Origin of the sequence: Micromonospora lupini, from assembly GCF_026342015.1 — a bacterium.
Taxonomy (GTDB): domain Bacteria; phylum Actinomycetota; class Actinomycetes; order Mycobacteriales; family Micromonosporaceae; genus Micromonospora; species Micromonospora lupini_B.
In genome coordinates, this window is the sequence record NZ_JAPENL010000003.1 from 635,959 (window position 1) to 651,546 (window position 15,588).

Here is a 15,588-nt window from a genome sequence, read left to right on the forward strand (position 1 = left end):
CCCTCATCGAGTGAGGATTGCCGCATGAAACCGTTCCGGATCGACATTCCGCAGGCCGACGTGGACGATCTGCGCCGCCGTCTCGCCGACACGCGCTGGCCTGCCGACTCGCCCACTGAGGACTGGAGCCGGGGCGTGCCGGCGAGCTACCTGCGCGAGCTGGTGGAGTACTGGCGAACCGGTTACGACTGGCGTGCCGCCGAGCGCCGGCTCAACTCCTTCTCGCAGTTCACCACCGAGGTCGGCGGCACCAACGTGCACTTCCTGCACGTCCGCTCCCCCGAGCCGGACGCCACCCCCGTGATCATCACGCACGGCTGGCCCGGTTCCTTCGCCGAGTTCGTCGACATCATCGGCCCGCTCACCGACCCGCGCGCACACGGTGGCGACCCGGCGACGGCCTGCCACCTGGTCATCCCCACCATTCCCGGCTTCGGGTTCTCCGGGGCGCCAAGCGGTCCGGGCTGGACCATGCCGCGGGTCGCCGCCGCCTGGGCGGAGCTGATGGCCGGCCTGGGCTACCAGCGGTACGTCGTCCAGGGCGGCGACTTCGGCGCCTGGATCAGCCTGGTGCTGGCGGGCCTCGACCACGAGCACGTCATCGGCGCGCACGTGAACTTCCTGCCGACGCCGCCCTCCGGCGACCCCGCCGACCTGGCCGGACTGACCGAGGTCGAGGGAGGCCGACTGGGACTGCTGATGAACTACGTCGACGACCAGTCCGGGTACATGAAGATCCAGGCCACCCGGCCGCAGACCCTGGCGTACGCCCTGAACGACTCGCCAGTGGGTCAGCTCGCCTGGATCGTCGAGAAGCTGCACGAGTGGAGCGACTCGACAAAGGTCCCCGAGGAGGCGATCGACCGTGACCGGATCCTCACCAACGTGATGCTGTACTGGCTGACCGGCGCCGGCGCGTCGTCGGCCCACTTCTACTACGACAACGCCGAGCTGCTACCCATCGCCAAGACTCCCCCACCGCCCCCGCCGCCCCTGCCGGTGCCCCTGGGCGTGGCGATCTTCCCCCGCGACCCCGGGCAGCCGGTCCGGCGCTTCGCCGAGCGCGGCTTCCCGAACATCGTGCAGTGGACCGAGTTCGAGCGGGGTGGCCACTTCGCCGCCATGGAGCAGCCCGACCTACTGGTCGGTGACCTGCGCTCGTTCATCGCGACCCTGCGGAGCTGAACCGCACGACGAGGGCCCCGGATGTCTCGGCATCCGGGGCCCTCGTCGTGCGGCTTGTCGGCAGGCGCTAGCGCGGAGGTGCGCGGCGGGGCGCTGGTCGGCGGACAAGCAGGATCGCCAGGACGACCACCGTGACGAGATTGATCAGGAGCAGTACCGCGCTGAGCCCGTCGACGCCGTGCTCGTGCTCGTGCCCGGCGTCCACGTCCGCGGCGCCGGACGCCCGCGTGCCGACGGCGAAGCGGATGACGCCGCTGGTCTGCCCGCCGGAGACGCCGATGACGTGGTAGACGACCGTGTACGTGCCGGTGGCGTCGATGCGCACGGGCACGCGCAGGATGTCGCCAGGCCCGGCGGTCACGGCACCGGAGTCCACCCGCCGCCCCGCGCTGTCGACGACCGAGAGGTGCGACAGCGCGGGGTCGGCGGCCGCCGACAGGGTCAGTCGTGCCTCGCCAGGTGCGGTCGTCAGGCTCTGCGCGTCGGCGGGCGAGCTGCCCATGAGGCGTACCGCCGGCGCGCGGCCGGTGACCGCGACGAGCCAACCCAGCGGCAGCAGGACCAGCACGGCGGCGATGAGCAGGCGGGTCCGACGAGACACGGTCAGGCCGGTACGACGCTGGGATGCGACTGCGTCTGCACGCAGTTGCAGTGCGTCTGCTCCAGCTCCCGATCGTTCGGGCGCAGGTGCAGATACATCCCGATGATCATCGGCAGGAACACCACCGAGTTGTAGAACAGGTGCAGTTCGACTCGCGGATAGATCAGTTGCAGGACGCTTGTCGGCACCGCCGCGCCGAAGAAGTTGCTGTGCAGTTGCGCCTGCAACAGCAGCAGGAAGTGCTCGATGTGGTGCCAGAACTGGATCACCAGGGCGACCGTCCACCAGGTCCGGGCCCGGCCGACGAAGCCGGGGCGGAGCAGGAACAGACCGACCAACATGACCAGGGCGTACCCGTAGTGCATCCATTCCGAGGTCACCAGCCACGGAAAGAACTGCCCGAGCACGCCCCGCGCCTGCGGGCGGGCCCAGCCGAGCACCCAGATCTGGTACGCCTGGACCAGGTGTTCGGCCCAGTGCGCGAGCGTGATTGCCAGGAAGCCACCGAGCGCTGCCCGGTGATAGGCGTGGTTGAGGGTGCGAACCGGTGCGACCACCATTCGGTTCTCCTATTCCGCGGGGTTCGATTCACGCGCCACATCGCCGCAGCACGGGGCCGACGAGAAACGACACTGGTTCCCACCGACGTTGGCACCTCGCTCGCGCCTTCAGGACTCGCGAGGCACGACAGCGCCATTGTCACGCCAGAGACGTCCGTCGTTCTTCTCCTCGTGTGCGCTCTGCCGGACACCGACCCGACGGGCCGCGGCGAAGCTGGCCCAGGCGGCCACGTCGACAAGCGTGGCGTCCGCCGGGTGGTGGCGGCGGAAATCCTCGACGACCTCGGGGCCGACCCGATAGGAGGCGAACGCGGTGAGCAGCGCGAGGCGTGCCGCCACCCGCTGCGGTGCGGGCAGCGGCTCGATCAGCTCCTCGCACCAGCGGGTGCTGAGACCGGCGTCCTCCCCGGCCCACCCGTCGAGCCGGGTCAGTACGAGGCGGCGGACCGCGGGGTCGAGCGAGCGCTGCCCGGCAGCCTCGAAGACGCGGTAGGAGCGTGCCATCGCGTCCGCGATCCGTGGGCTGCCCGAGGCCCAGCTGACGTCCGAGGTCGGTGGCGCGGCGTCGAGGAGGCGGGTGGCCCGGCCGGCGACGTGCTGGCCTCGTAGGGTGGGCCGGAGCACCCGGCCCAGCCCTTGATTGAGCCGGCGCCGCGCGCGCGGGCCAACGCCCTGCGGCAGCAGCGAGCTGGCGAGGAAGACGTTGACCACGCGGCTCAGGTAATGGAAGCCCACCACGACCCCGACCAGCTCCGCGCGTTCCACTTCGGACACCTCGGGTGGCAGCGGCGGCCCGTCGGCACGGTGTGCGCCGCGGGCCCACTCCACGAAGCGGCGCGTTCGGACGTCGGCGATCTCGTCAGGCCGGTCCGCGGCGATCGCCTCCGCGTCGCGCTCACCGGAGAGTTCGAAGAGGCCCGCCACGTGCAGATCGGCGCAGTAGGGACAGGTGTTGGCCACCGACACCGTTGCCGCGACCGCTTCCTTCACGGCGCGGTCCACCGCACCGGCCGGCAACAGCGGCTCCCGGGTGATGGCCCAGTACGCGGCCAGGACGTCGTCGGACGGCGAGTGCAACAACGCAGGAGGCACCACGATCTGATATTCCTCGGCGACCTGGCGATACACCGCCGCCACGAGTCCACGCGCCGTCGTGGCAGGCACGACGGTCAGAAAATTCACGTGCTTCCGAGCGACCGAGGAAGCAACCCTTCTCGCGACCATCAGAACCCTCCCGCGTCAGATTCGCCGACTGCTCTCGCTGTGTCCGGGCTGCGGGCCGGGGCGACTCACTCAGGCGGCCGCGGCCACCCGGTCCCGCACCGCGGTCCCTCCGTGCTGGTCCCGGCTCAGCGCGTACTTTCGGGCGTCGAGCAGGGCGAGCAGCACCGGCGGATCCAGTGCGCTGCTGCGCCGCAGCACCATGTCCGCGGTGACCTTCGAGTCGGCGCGGACGGTGAGCGGGCCGTACGTCGCCACCGACACGGCGCGATCGGCAACGTCGGCACCGTCCGACTCGGCCGACACCGACTGGGCCAACAGGTACCAGGAGCCCAGGGGAACCGCGTCGAAATGGACCCAGCCCGGTTGCTGCAGAACTGCGCACCGCGCCGGGCGTCCCTCCGGGATGCGACCGCTGAACAGACCGACGAAAATAAGCTGATGGTCGTCGTCTTCGGCGAGACGAACCTGGCACGACACCTGGCCGCTCGGCGATCGCCCGGGACGCCACTCGAAGTGCGGATGGATAGACTGTGTGTAGCCGGCGTGTCGACGGAACGCGGTCGGTGACATGCCGACGCTGCGACTGAACCGCCAACTGAACGTACCGACGCTGTTGTAGCCCACGCGGACGCTGATGTCCGCGACGTTCATCGACGTGGTGATGAGCAGGTCCTTCGCCCGCTGCAGGCGCAGCGCCGAAAGGAAGCGGGCTGGTGACACACCTGTCACCCGTCGAAAGATCCGAGTGAAGTGAAATTTGCTGAACATTGCGGCACGGGCCATGTCATCGACAGTCAACTGCTCGCCCATGCGGTCGTGCATCGCTGCGACTGCGCGCAGCACCGCTTGCTCGGAAACGTCTTTCATGACACTCCCCCAGGTGCTGTTCCGCTGAATTATCCAACTCGTGGCAGTCAGATACGCGCACCCATCTGACAAATGGATATATAAGCCGGAACAGTGCGGTTATTTACGTCGGATGATCTCCCGACTTATGGCAACACTATCGGACGGCCCGTCGGCAATCAACCCTGCGTGAGCGCGCGACGCAATCGTGGAGAAGCAGCGGGTATTGGCGCTACTGGATATGGATAGCGTGTATCACCGGTATATGCACACCTTGTGGTCGACGGGTCCAGGCCCGCCAGGGCGGCCTCAAACCGTCGGCACGCACCTAGAATTGATCATCGTTCGCGCTGTTCGGAGCGTACGGATCCAGTTCCGCGAGAGTTGCCGGCGACGAACGTCGGTGACCTGCCAGCAGGTCGGCCGGGCCCCTTGGCCGTCATCGATCCCCCCCGGCGTTACCCGTCGACGACGCCGGCCAGATACGTGATCAGCATGGCGTCGCGGTCCCCGATACGTGTCTCAGCCAGGGCTTTCGCGGCGGACACTTCTATTTGTGCGATCAACCGCGACAACGGCGGCGGCTCGCGGGCGAGGTCACCGTCATCCGTTCACCGGCCACTGACGGACGTGATTGGGTGACCAGCTCTGGTTACTAACAGTGCTTGTGTGGTAATTGAGGGTTGCCGAAGTATGTCCGAGTCTCCTAGTCTCCTATCGGACGGCGCAACCATCAGCCCCTCGATTGCGCATCCGGCACCACGCTCGGAAGGAGCCGATCACCCGTGCTTCTCGATCCACACCAGCCCAGGGCAGCCACGACGACCTCCGCCGGCAGCGACGCCGCAACCACCGCGTCATTTCCGCGGCGCAGCCGCAGCTAGCACGAGCGGTCGCGATCCATGGGCCTGAAACGTTGATCACGGGGAGCCACGATGCGAATATCTGACCTGAGCCGGCAATCCGGTGTGCCGGTCGGGACGATCAAGTTCTACCTGCGCGAACGACTACTCCCACCCGGCGAACCCACAGGACGCAACCAGGCGCTTTACAATAAAAATCACCTGCGACGTCTTCGGCTGATCAAGATATTCACCTCCATCGGCGAACTCGATCTCACGTCGGTACGGCGGCTCCTGATCGCCGCCGAGGAGGAACACCTGTCGTCGATCGAGCTGTTCGAGGTGCTCAACGAGGTGTCCATGGCGAGCAAGGACACCCCCGTCGAGGAGGACGAGAGCCTTGAGCTGGCCCGTGCCGACGCGAACCGCATCATCGATGCGTCCGGCTGGGAGGTCAATCCTGACGCCGCCGCCCGGTCACACCTGACCCTCGCACTCGCCGCGATGCGGCGTCTGGGCTGCGACTGCGATCCGGACTTCCTCGACGTCTACCGGGAGGCGGCCGACCGGCTCGCCCGGCACGAGGTCAGTCGGATCGCGAACGACCGCACCGCGCGCATCGAGGCACTCGCACGCAACGTCCTGCTACACCAGGCCTTCGCGGCGATGCGCCAGCTTGGGCAGCAGCATCACCTGTCCCGCCGATTCGGCCTCGTGCCAGCGAGCCAGGGGACGGCGGACGACAGCGACCGCTCCTGACACCGCCGGAGCCGAGGCGCCGCCCGCCTGCCCGCTCGCCGCAAGCCCCAAGCCGCAAGCCCCGAGCCGCAAGCCCCGAGCCGTAAGCCCCAAGCCCCAAGCCCCAAGCCGCAAGCCCCAAGCCGCAAGCCCTGAGCCGCAAGCCCTGAGCCGCGAGCCGCGAGGCCCGAGGCCCGAGGCGCGAGGCGCGAGGCGCGAGGCGCGAGGCGCGAGGCGCGAGGCGCGAGGCGCGAGGCGCGAGCATGGGCCCTGAACCGGTCGCCGCGGGCCACGAGCGCTGGTCCGGGCGCCACGCGCGCTGGCTGCGGCCACCGCAGTGGACATTCAGCCATGAGCCGGGAGGCGCCCGCGAGCCACAGGCCCCGGGCCGGTCGCCGGGCCCACGGGTCGCAGGACACGAGCCGCACCCGCGAACCACCAAACGCGAGCCCGGAGCCGGTCACCGCGAGCGTGGAGGCGCGCACGAGGTTTCGGTGTGGTCGTCCCTGGCAGTGCGCGGTGACCGCGGCGCCGGTGACGCTGACGCGTGAGGGCCGGCCACCTGGCCGGCCCTCAGAACTGACTACTGCTCAGGCTGGGTCACGCGGGCAGTTCTGGTAGACCGCGAGCACCCAGGCGTCGTCCCGCTTCACGAGGATCCAGGAGGCCCGGATGGCGTCCGCGGAGGCCAGCTCGCTGCTCCCGGCGGCGATCACGCCGCCGACAGTCAACAACGCGACCGCACCGGACCCGAGGGGCTTGACGTCGATCGGCTTCCCGGTGACGGTCGTGCCTGCGTAGACGCCCTGGTAGGCGTCCGCCATGTAGTCGCGAATGGCCGTACGGCCCTTCACGTACACGCCCGGCAGGATGAGCGTGCCGTCCTCGGCGAACAGGTCGGCGAAGGCGTCCGCGTCGTGTGCCGCCCAGGCCTTCACCATCCGGGCGGACACCCCGCCGATCGCGGCCTGGTCCGATCCGTCCAGGACCGGAGCTTCGGTGTTGGTGGTCATCTGCTACCCACTTCCGTCGGTCGTCAATCGATGGCAACTGATGACAATCGTGGCCGGATCCGCCCTGTCCTGGCGTCTTCCAGCGTGCGCCGGGTCGGTGGGGCGCAACGTCCGAGAAGTGCCGGCGGCCCGGACCGGGCCGCCGGGAACATCCGTGCACGTACGCGCGGATGCCCACCGGACCTCGGTGGACATCCGCGCGCGGGTGGACCGTTCAGATGAAGAACGTGTTGGGCTCCAAGCCGCACAGCACCCGGCCGTAGAGCTCCATCGTGGTCGTCGGCAGGTGCAGGGCGTGCAGGGTGACCGCGCGGACGTCGCGCCGGATCCGCTGGATCGGCTCCCGCGTGTAGATCGACGACGCGCCACAGGCGCCGGCCAGGATGTCGACCGCCTCGGCGGTCAACTGCGGCACACGACCGGCCACAGCCCTGGCGTACGCCCGATCGCGGATCGTCCACGGCTCCCGTGTCAGTCCGCGCTCGTCCACGAGCGTGGCGAGCCTGCGCGCGTGCCCCTCGGCCTCGTCGATCTTGAGGGCGGCGTCGGCCGCCTGCAGGTGCGTGATCGGCGCGTCCGCCTGGCGCTCGTAGTTGGTGTTGGAGATGGGCCGTTCGTTGATGCGGGCGTAGAACTGCTCCTCGGCGGCACGCGCCATGCCGATCATCTTGCCGGAAGTCGACGCCGCGACAGCCGCGACAAGTGGCGACTGGAAGATCGGCAGATCGGCGTTGCGCACGGACGCGTACTCACCGGCGGTGAACGCGGCGATCCGCATGACGTTGGCCCCGGGCACGAAGACGTCCTCCGCGACGGCCGTGACGCTGCCGGTGCCGGAGAGCGCGGACACGTGCCAGTCGTCCACGATGCGCAGCGCGCTCATCGGCACCACGGCCATCACCGGCTCGGGCTCGCCGTCGGACGGGATGAGCAGGGTGGAGAGCAGCTTCCACCCGCTGTGCGCGGCGCCGCTGTTGAACGCCCACTGACCGTTGACGACGATGCCGCCGTCCTTGGGGACTCCGGTGCCGTTGAGCGCCAGCGTCCCACTGATGCGGGCGTCCGGATCGGCGAAGATCTCGTCCTGCACCTCGTCCGGGAACAGGCCGACGTTCCACGAGGTGATCCACCAGGCGGCGACGTCGAACGCCGCGGCGCCGTCGCCGCGCCCCAGCTCGATCCCGACGTCCAGCAGTGTGTGGGCGTCCGCCTCGTACCCGCCGAAGCGCGCCGCTGTGCGCATGCGGAAGATTCCGGCAGCCGTCATCGCCTCGACACTCTCGTCGGCGAGCCGGCGGTTCTCCTCCTGCCACAACGAGTTCTTCCGGAGCACCGGGACAATGTCGGCGGCCCTCTTCGTCAGATCGGTTCGGTGTGACGTCTCGGTTGTCTGCACGGGGTCTCCTCCTGGTACGGCCCCATCGTGCCCCCGCCGGGAAGCGGATGGCGCAAACGGGCGGCTGCATGAAGCGCTGAAGGTCGTTGCCGGGAATTCAGGAAGTCACGTTAACCCCTGGGCGTCGGCCGGAAAAGGCATTCCGGGGCGACGCACACAACCGCGCATTCTGAAAGAAGATCGGGCTCGGCCGGGATCGTAACTTTACGGAGACCAATTGACCAACGGCATCATGAATGGTGGACGACATGAGTTTCTGGTCCGATCGGAAGGTACTCGTCGTCGGCGCGAGCCGTGGCCTCGGCCGAGGGGTGACCGAGGCGTTCCTGGGGGCCGGCGCGACGGTGACGGCGCTGTCGCGGGACACCGCGCCGCTGACCGCCCTGGCCGAGGGGCACGGCACCCTGAATCTGGTCGACGCGGACGCCACCGACCCGGCCAGCCTCGACGTGCTCCGTCGGAACCCCCCTGACGTCCTCGCCCTGGTGGCCGGCGCGTCACCCGAGCTGCGTCCGCTGAGCGAGCAGACCTGGGAGACGTTCTCCACCCCCTGGAACACCGACGTGCGCATCGCGTTCCTCTGGCTGCGCGAGGTGCTGCGGCAGCCCCTGGCACCCGGCAGCCGGGTCATCGTGACAAGCAGCGGCGCCGCGCTGAAGGGGTCCGTGCTCAGCGGCGGCTACGCCGGAGGCAAGGCGACCGTACGCTTCCTCGCCGACTACGCGGCACAGGAGGCCGCGCGTGCCGGGCTGGGCATCACGTTCCACACGGTGCTGCCGCAGCTCACACCGGAAACCGGCCTCGGCCGGGCGGCGGTCGACGCGTACGCCGAGCGCGCCGGCGTCACGCCCGAGACGTTCGTCGAGCCCATGCGCCCGGTGCTGACGCCGGAGGCGGCGGGCGCGGCCTTCCTGCGGCTCGGCGGCGAAGCGAATCCGCCCGGCGCCGTGCACCTGCTGTCCGGCGCCGGCCTGACGCGCCTGCCCTGAGCCCGCGCAGAGGAGAAGCTCCGCCGGCCGCCGGACCGGTCGTCGCCAGCGGAGCAGCACGACGTACGCATGGCGGTGGCCCCCATCGTGGTGGCCACCGCCATGACTGTCGGCACGGGGCTCAGGCGACCGCGGGGACCGCTGCGGTGAGGTACATCGGCACCCGGTCGTAGCCGTTCATGATGAACGAGCCCTGCGGGGGCAGCTCCTCGCGCGGCACGGCCAGGGTCAGGTCGGGGAAGCGCTCGAAGAGGGCCGGCAGGGCCACCATCGACTGCATCGTGGCCAGCGGCCGGCCGAGGCAGTAGTGCTCGCCGTGGCCGAACGACAGGTTGGTCTTGTCCGGGCGGGTGATGTCGAAGTCGTTGGCGGTGTCGCCGTGCAGCGCCGGGTCCCGGCCGATCCCGGCGTACGCGATCAGGACCAGGTCGCCCTTGGTGATGTGGACGCCGGCGATGTCGATGTCCTCCTTCGCGTAGCGGAAGGGCAGTTGGGCGACAGCGGCGTCCTTGCGGACCGCCTCGTCGAAGGCGTCCATCCAGGTGTACTGCCCGGAGCGGATCAGCTCCAACTGGTCCCGGTGGGTGCTCAGGTCGATGATGCAGTGGGCCAACACGTTGCTCAACGTCTCCGAGCCCGCGCCGAGCAGGACGTGCAGGCTGCCGATCAGCTCCTCGTTGGAGAGCGTCTCGCCGTCCTCGTTCGCGGCGATCAGGACGCTTGTGAGGTCGTCTCCCGGGTCCTGACGGCGGCGCGCGGCGAGCTTGGACATGGCGTCGTGCCACTGGTCGAGGTTCGCCGCCGCCATCTCGCCTGTGTGGTTGGTCAGGCTGTTCTGCTTGGTGCCCTTGAGGGCCTCCTCTCGCACCTCCTCCGGCACACCGAAGAGGTCGCAGATGAGCGTGGCGGTGAGCGCGTACGTGAACTGGCCCTTGATGTCGACCGTCTCGCCCGGCCGGGTGTTGGCCTCCATGTCGTCCAGCAGCCGCTGCACGATCGACGCGACGCGCGGGCGGGCCTGCTCGACCTCGCGCGGCGCGAAGGCGTGCGACACGAGCCTGCGTAGGCGGTCGTGGTCGGTGCCGTCGCGGACGGTCAGGTTGTCCATCGCCACCCAGGTGATCAGCTCCCAGTCGTGTGGCACCTCGCCACGGACGAACGGGGGCCAGTCCTCCTTGGCGTTCTTGGAGAGCTGGTCGCCGGACAGGAGCTTCTTGCCAACGTCGTACGTCGTGACGCACCAGGCGCGGTAGCCACCGGGAACCTCGACGAGGGTGACCGGACCCTCGGCGCGGATCCGAGCGGCTTCGGCATGAATGTCACGTCCCTCAGGGTCGAGCATGATCGGGCATTTACCCATCGCGGGCCTCCATGGTTCGGTGCACGGCACCGGGCAGGGATCCGGTGGTGCGAAGAGCGGTATCTGCCGCTGAACCTAATGACCTCTCGGGTTCCATTTTTCTTCTCGATTGCCGAGCGCGTAAATCCACTCCACACGTGCCTTTCTGGCAGCGGAACAGCAATTCTGAAGAGGTTTTGCGGAGCTGTCCCGGGCATCCTCGACTCGATAACGCGTAAACCCAGAGGAGACGGTCATGGCTCGATTCAAGGTCGGGGTGCTCTTCAAGCCGCAGCACTGTGAGATGGCCCAGCTACGCGAGAGTTGGCGTGCGGCGGACGAGCTCGGTGTGGACACCGTCTGGACCTGGGACCACTTCTATCCGCTGTACGGCGACCCGGACGGCGCGCACTACGAGTGCTGGACCACCCTGGCGGCGCTCGCCGCCGACACCCGCCGCGCCCGGTTCGGCTCGCTCGTGACGTGCAACAGCTACCGCAACCCCAACCTGCTCGCGGCCATGGCGGGCACTGTCGACCAGATCAGCGACGGTCGGCTGATCCTGGGGCTTGGCGCCGGTTGGTTCGAGCGGGACTACACCGAGTTCGGCTACCGGTTCGACAGCGCCCCGGAGCGGCTGCGGGCGCTTGAGGACGGCGTGCGGACCGTACGCTCCCGCCTGGCCGCGCTGGTCCCGTCGGCATCGCGGGTGCCCCTGCTGGTCGGCGGCGGCGGCGAGAAGGTGACCCTGCGCATCGTCGCCCGGTACGCGGACATGTGGAACGACTTCGGTTCGGCGGAGCGCTTCGCCCACAAGAGCGCCGTCCTCGACCGCTGGTGCGCCGAGCAGGGCCGTGATCCCGCCGAGATCGAGCGCACCACGATGATCGAGACGGCGGAGGTGGACGATGTCGACGCCTACCTCAAGGCCGGTGCCACCCACATCATCCTGGGCCTGGACACCCCGTTCGACCTGGAACCCCTTGACCGCCTGCTCGCACACGCCAGCGACTGAACCGGTCAGCCGGCAGGTCGCCGAAGGACACGTGCCGAGCCGCCCGGGCCCAGATTTTCGTCGCCGCTGTCGATCTACCGCCCGCGCGACCCGTCGTAATGTAGAGGCCACCACCCAGGGGGCCGGCACACGACAGGACATGAGACATGGCCAAGTACATGATCCTCATCTACGGCGACGCCCAGCAGTGGGACGCGATGACCGACGAGCAGTGGAAGGCGCACGACGCGGCACACGAGTCGTTCGTCGCCAAGGCCGGCACGCAGATCATCGACGGCCAGCAGCTGGAGATGGCGCCCACGGCCACCACGCTGCGCTCGGACTCGGCCGGCCAGATCCAGACGACCGACGGCCCGTTCCTGGAGACCAAGGAGGCGCTCGGCGGCTACTACCTGATCGAGGCGACCGACCTGGACGAGGTCCTGTCGATGGCGACGCTGCTTCCCGAGGTGCACGCTTCGCACAGCGGTGTGGAGATCCGCCCGGTGGTCGACCACGGCTGACGTGGCCGACCCACGGATGAAGGACGAGGTGGTCGCGGCGGTCGCCCAGGCGCACCGCCGCGACTGGGCCCAGGTGTTCAGCACCACGGCCCATCTGACCCGGGACCTCGACCTCGCCGAGGAGTGCACGCAGGACGCGTTCGCACAGGCCCTGGAGACCTGGACGGAGACCGGCGTCCCCGATCGACCGGGTGCCTGGTTGACCACCATCGCCCGCAACCGGGCCCGCGACGTCCTGCGCCGCGAGTCGGTGTTCCGTCGCAAGATGCCGCTGCTCGTCGCCGACGAGACCACGCCAGGGCCCGAGGACGGCCTGGTCGACGACCGACTGCGCCTCATCTTCACCTGCTCGCACCCCGCACTGGCCCGGGAGGCGCAGGTCGCCCTGACGCTGCGCCTGGTCTGCGGGCTGTCCACGCCCGAGGTGGCCCGCGCGTTCCTCGTGCAGCCGGCCACCATGGCGGCCCGGATCACCCGGGCCAAGAAGAAGATCGCCGCGGCCCGCATCCCGTATCGGGTGCCGGGCCCGGACCAGCTCGAGGAGCGGGTGAGCGCCGTCCTGGAGGTCGTCCATCTGATCTTCACCACCGGCCACACGGCGCCGCTCGGCGCGCAGTTGGTCCGCCAGGATCTGGTGGACAGCGCGATCAGCCTGGCCCGCATGCTGCATCTGCTCATGCCGACGAACGCCGAGATCAGCGCGCTTCTCGCGCTGCTGCTGCTCAACGCCTCGCGCCAGGACACCCGCAGGTCCGCCGATGGACGCCTGGTGCTGCTGTCCGAGCAGGATCGCTCGCGCTGGGACCGGCAGCTCATCGCCGAGGGCCGGTCGTTGGTGACCGACGCGCTGCGCCGGCGGCCACCGACGCGGTACGCCCTGGAGGCCGCGATAGCCGCCCTGCACGCCGAGGCGCCGAGCTGGCGGGACACCGACTGGGCCCAGATCGTCGCCCTCTACGACGCCCTGTTCCGGCTCTGGCCCTCGCCCGTGGTGGATCTCAACCGGGCCGTCGCGATCGGGCTCCGCGACGGCCCTCGGGCCGGCCTCGACGCGCTGAATCCCCTGCTCGCCGATCCGGCCCTGGCCACCTACGGATACCTCAGTGCCGCCCGGGCCGACTTCCTGCGCCAGTTGGGGCAGTGGTCGCAGGCCCGGACGGCCTACGAGGAGGCGCTGACCCTGACCGACAACGACGTCGAGCGCGCGTTCCTCAGCGAGCGCTTGACCGAAGTGGAGCGGAATCTGTGAGTGTCAGCACCGCACGGACGGTCTCGTAGAAACCGTCGACGCCGTGGTGGCCGCGGCGGTTCGCGCAGTCGTCGGCGTACTGCTCGCTCATGGTCTGGCCACCACTCTCCAGCATCGCGATCTGGCTGGCGTATGCGCCGACCGCGCGAAGTTTGCGGGCCCAGTCGCTGTCACTCATGGCGACGGCCACCGGCTCCGACACGCGTACGCCCGGCGGCAGCGCCGGCATGACGTTGACTCCGGGCCACGCGAGGTAGGGGAAGTCGTCCCAGAGTGACAGCGGCGAATCGGTCCTGGCGACCGCGGCGAGGACTGCGTCACGGGTGCGGCGGTGGTCGACGTGATTGCCGACCGCCGCGCACGTGACGACCCGGTCGGCGGAGAACTCACCGATCACCCGCTCGATGTCGGCGGCTATGGTCGCGACCAGATCGTCCTCGTCGTCGGCGTGGTGGTCCATCGGGTTCTCGTCGTCGATCACCCAGCCGCCCTGCGCGTACCTGCGGTAGATCGCGTCGAGGAACGGACCGCACAGGTACGGCGGGTCGATGCCGAGCGCGGCGAGGGCCGCGACGTTCTCCTCGCGTCGCGCCACCACGGGATCACCGACGATCGCCCACTGGTCGTGGAAGGTGGTCGCGATCGGCGAGTACGGCGGCTCGGGGCTCCCGGCGAACACCGTGTAGACGACGACGTGTTCGCCAGCGTCGACCAACTGGACGAGGTGGCCGCCGTAAGACAGCACCGCGTCATCGAGATGCGGCGACACCACAAGGGTTGTCATGCGGCTCTCCCTTCGAATGGGGTTTCCTGCGAATGTGCGGTAGGCACCACCGGGTCGGCGTACGAGATCGTCCGGCGGCCGACCCGGCTGGCCTCCGCGAGGATCTGCATCCCCCAGGTGTCCCAGATGCCTGCCATCCGGGAGGTGACGACTACCGTGCCGGCACTGTCGTCGCTCAGCGGCGTGTACAGCCCGAGGGCGTGGTAGCCGCTGTGGTCCCCCGAACGCACGGCACGGTCGAGGAGTTCGTGATCGAAGTCGACGAGTGTCGCGCCGGTCACCGACGCGGGCAGCTCACCGCCGCACCCGATGATGGTGACCGCCTCGTCGTCGGGAACGTCCACCAGGGCGCGGGCGATCTCGTCTGCGACGCTCAGGCCCCGCGCCCGCTGCTGCCAGTCGAGGAGCTCCACGTACATCGGCTCCCACTGCCAGAACTCCCCCTTGTCCACCATCACGGCCAGACCCATCTCGACCGCGGGCTCGGGGTACTTGTCGAGGAACACCCGCATGTTCGCGAACAGCTCGTCGAAATTGGCCTTGTGGTCACGGTCGTGCGGCGCGACGACAGCCCACGCCTGGGCCGCGAGTTCGATCGTCAGGCCGGCGCGGTGCAGCCGGAACCCCAGCTCCATGTCCTCGCCACCCCAGCCCTGGAACCGCTCCTCGAAGGCGCCGACCAGGCGGAAGTCGTCCATCCGGATCGAACAGTTTCCGGTCCAGAACGCCTTCCAGGGGATCGACCGCCTCGTCAGATCCATCCCGCAGCCGACGAAGTAGGGCTGACGCACGTCCTGGAACTCCGGCAGGTGGCGGTAGCGCTGCACCACCAACTCGGGAGGTAGCTGCGCGAGGAGCTCGTCGACCCCCGCCATCGGCACGTCGGGGTTGTACCCGTAGCTGGGCCCCACCACCGCCCGCCGCGACTCGCCGCCCTCGTGGGCGGCCAGGTGCGCGGCGAGGAAATCCGGACCGACCATCGACCCGGTGTCGAGAATGACAAGCAGCGCGCCGACCGCCAACCGGGCCGCGCCGTTGCGCGCGGACGCGACCCGGAACCCGCGGTCCTCCTGACGGAAGTACGTGATGTGCAACAGGTCGGCGTAGGAGCCCACGACGTCGGCGGTGTGGTCGGTCGATCCGTCGTCGCCGACGACCACCTCGAAGTCATCGGTGGGAATCGTCTGACGGGTGAGCTGCCGAAGGGTCTCCGACAGCAGGTCGGCCTGGTTGTAGGTCGCGATGATGACGGATGCCCGCCGCCGGTGGCGCATGGTTCTCCTTCGCATGGTCGGTTCAGCCCT

15 protein-coding genes are annotated in these 15,588 nt (G+C 69.3%); 6 read left to right on the forward strand and 9 right to left on the reverse strand.

Translation table 11 applies throughout. The features are described from left to right. Positions 1-24 precede the first annotated feature (24 nt). Entirely contained in the window at positions 25-1,185 is a 1,161-nt protein-coding gene (locus OOJ91_RS30925; protein ID WP_266250570.1) for an epoxide hydrolase family protein, read from the forward strand. Positions 1,186-1,252: 67 nt separating this feature from the next. Here the strand turns inward: OOJ91_RS30925 and OOJ91_RS30930 are convergent, their stop codons facing one another. The 4 genes from OOJ91_RS30930 to OOJ91_RS30945 form a co-directional block, all read right to left on the reverse strand. After that, a complete protein-coding gene (locus OOJ91_RS30930) occupies positions 1,253-1,786 on the reverse strand; it encodes a copper resistance CopC family protein (protein ID WP_266250573.1) in 534 nt (177 codons plus the stop codon). 2 nt (positions 1,787-1,788) lie between these two features. Beyond that, positions 1,789-2,346: a hypothetical protein gene (locus OOJ91_RS30935; protein WP_266250575.1), complete on the reverse strand. Its 558-nt coding sequence runs from the start codon at positions 2,344-2,346 to the stop codon at positions 1,789-1,791. A gap of 108 nt (positions 2,347-2,454) precedes the next feature. Continuing rightward, entirely contained in the window at positions 2,455-3,510 is a 1,056-nt protein-coding gene (locus tag OOJ91_RS30940) for a carboxymuconolactone decarboxylase family protein (protein WP_266250576.1), read from the reverse strand. Positions 3,511-3,639: 129 nt separating this feature from the next. After that, a complete protein-coding gene (locus OOJ91_RS30945) occupies positions 3,640-4,437 on the reverse strand; it encodes a helix-turn-helix domain-containing protein (protein ID WP_266251504.1) in 798 nt (265 codons plus the stop codon). Positions 4,438-5,351: 914 nt separating this feature from the next. Between OOJ91_RS30945 and OOJ91_RS30950 the strand changes: the two genes are divergently transcribed. Beyond that, a complete protein-coding gene (locus OOJ91_RS30950; protein ID WP_266250579.1) occupies positions 5,352-6,017 on the forward strand; it encodes a MerR family transcriptional regulator in 666 nt (221 codons plus the stop codon). A gap of 569 nt (positions 6,018-6,586) precedes the next feature. On the opposite strand, the gene OOJ91_RS30955 is transcribed toward OOJ91_RS30950, so the two are convergent. Together OOJ91_RS30955 and OOJ91_RS30960 are read right to left on the reverse strand one after the other, a co-directional pair. Continuing rightward, entirely contained in the window at positions 6,587-7,009 is a 423-nt protein-coding gene (locus tag OOJ91_RS30955; RefSeq protein WP_266250582.1) for an SgcJ/EcaC family oxidoreductase, read from the reverse strand. 214 nt (positions 7,010-7,223) lie between these two features. Continuing rightward, positions 7,224-8,405 (reverse strand): acyl-CoA dehydrogenase, encoded by a 1,182-nt coding sequence (locus OOJ91_RS30960; protein ID WP_266250583.1) that lies wholly within the window; start codon positions 8,403-8,405, stop codon positions 7,224-7,226. Between the two features lie 248 nt (positions 8,406-8,653). On the opposite strand from OOJ91_RS30960, the gene OOJ91_RS30965 reads away from it, so the two are divergent. Further along, the gene (locus OOJ91_RS30965) at positions 8,654-9,394 is read left to right on the forward strand and encodes an SDR family NAD(P)-dependent oxidoreductase (protein WP_266250584.1); all 741 of its coding nucleotides are present in this window, start codon (positions 8,654-8,656) and stop codon (positions 9,392-9,394) included. A 121-nt stretch (positions 9,395-9,515) separates the two neighbouring features. Here OOJ91_RS30965 and OOJ91_RS30970 read toward each other — a convergent pair whose 3' ends face one another. Beyond that, on the reverse strand, positions 9,516-10,754 hold the full coding sequence (locus OOJ91_RS30970) for a cytochrome P450 family protein (RefSeq protein ID WP_266250586.1): 1,239 nt from the start codon (positions 10,752-10,754) through the stop codon (positions 9,516-9,518). A 235-nt stretch (positions 10,755-10,989) separates the two neighbouring features. On the opposite strand from OOJ91_RS30970, the gene OOJ91_RS30975 reads away from it, so the two are divergent. The 3 genes from OOJ91_RS30975 (at position 10,990) to OOJ91_RS30985 (ending at position 13,500) form a co-directional block, all read left to right on the forward strand. Beyond that, positions 10,990-11,748 (forward strand): LLM class F420-dependent oxidoreductase, encoded by a 759-nt coding sequence (locus OOJ91_RS30975; RefSeq protein WP_266250588.1) that lies wholly within the window; start codon positions 10,990-10,992, stop codon positions 11,746-11,748. Positions 11,749-11,894: 146 nt separating this feature from the next. Continuing rightward, positions 11,895-12,251 carry a YciI family protein gene (locus OOJ91_RS30980; RefSeq protein ID WP_266250591.1) on the forward strand — a complete coding sequence of 119 codons (357 nt, stop codon included), beginning with the start codon at positions 11,895-11,897 and terminating at the stop codon, positions 12,249-12,251. Between the two features lie 73 nt (positions 12,252-12,324). Then, positions 12,325-13,500, forward strand: coding sequence for an RNA polymerase sigma factor (locus tag OOJ91_RS30985; protein ID WP_439117157.1), 1,176 nt, complete (start codon positions 12,325-12,327; stop codon positions 13,498-13,500). Here OOJ91_RS30985 and OOJ91_RS30990 read toward each other — a convergent pair. Then, positions 13,463-14,284: a PIG-L deacetylase family protein gene (locus tag OOJ91_RS30990; protein ID WP_266250597.1), complete on the reverse strand. Its 822-nt coding sequence runs from the start codon at positions 14,282-14,284 to the stop codon at positions 13,463-13,465. The two genes, OOJ91_RS30985 and OOJ91_RS30990, sit on opposite strands and share 38 nt — an antisense overlap. After that, positions 14,281-15,558, reverse strand: a complete 1,278-nt coding sequence (locus OOJ91_RS30995) for a glycosyltransferase (protein WP_266250600.1) — start codon at positions 15,556-15,558, stop codon at positions 14,281-14,283. Before OOJ91_RS30995 ends, OOJ91_RS30990 begins: the two co-directional genes overlap by 4 nt. Between the last annotated feature and the right edge of the window lie 30 nt (positions 15,559-15,588).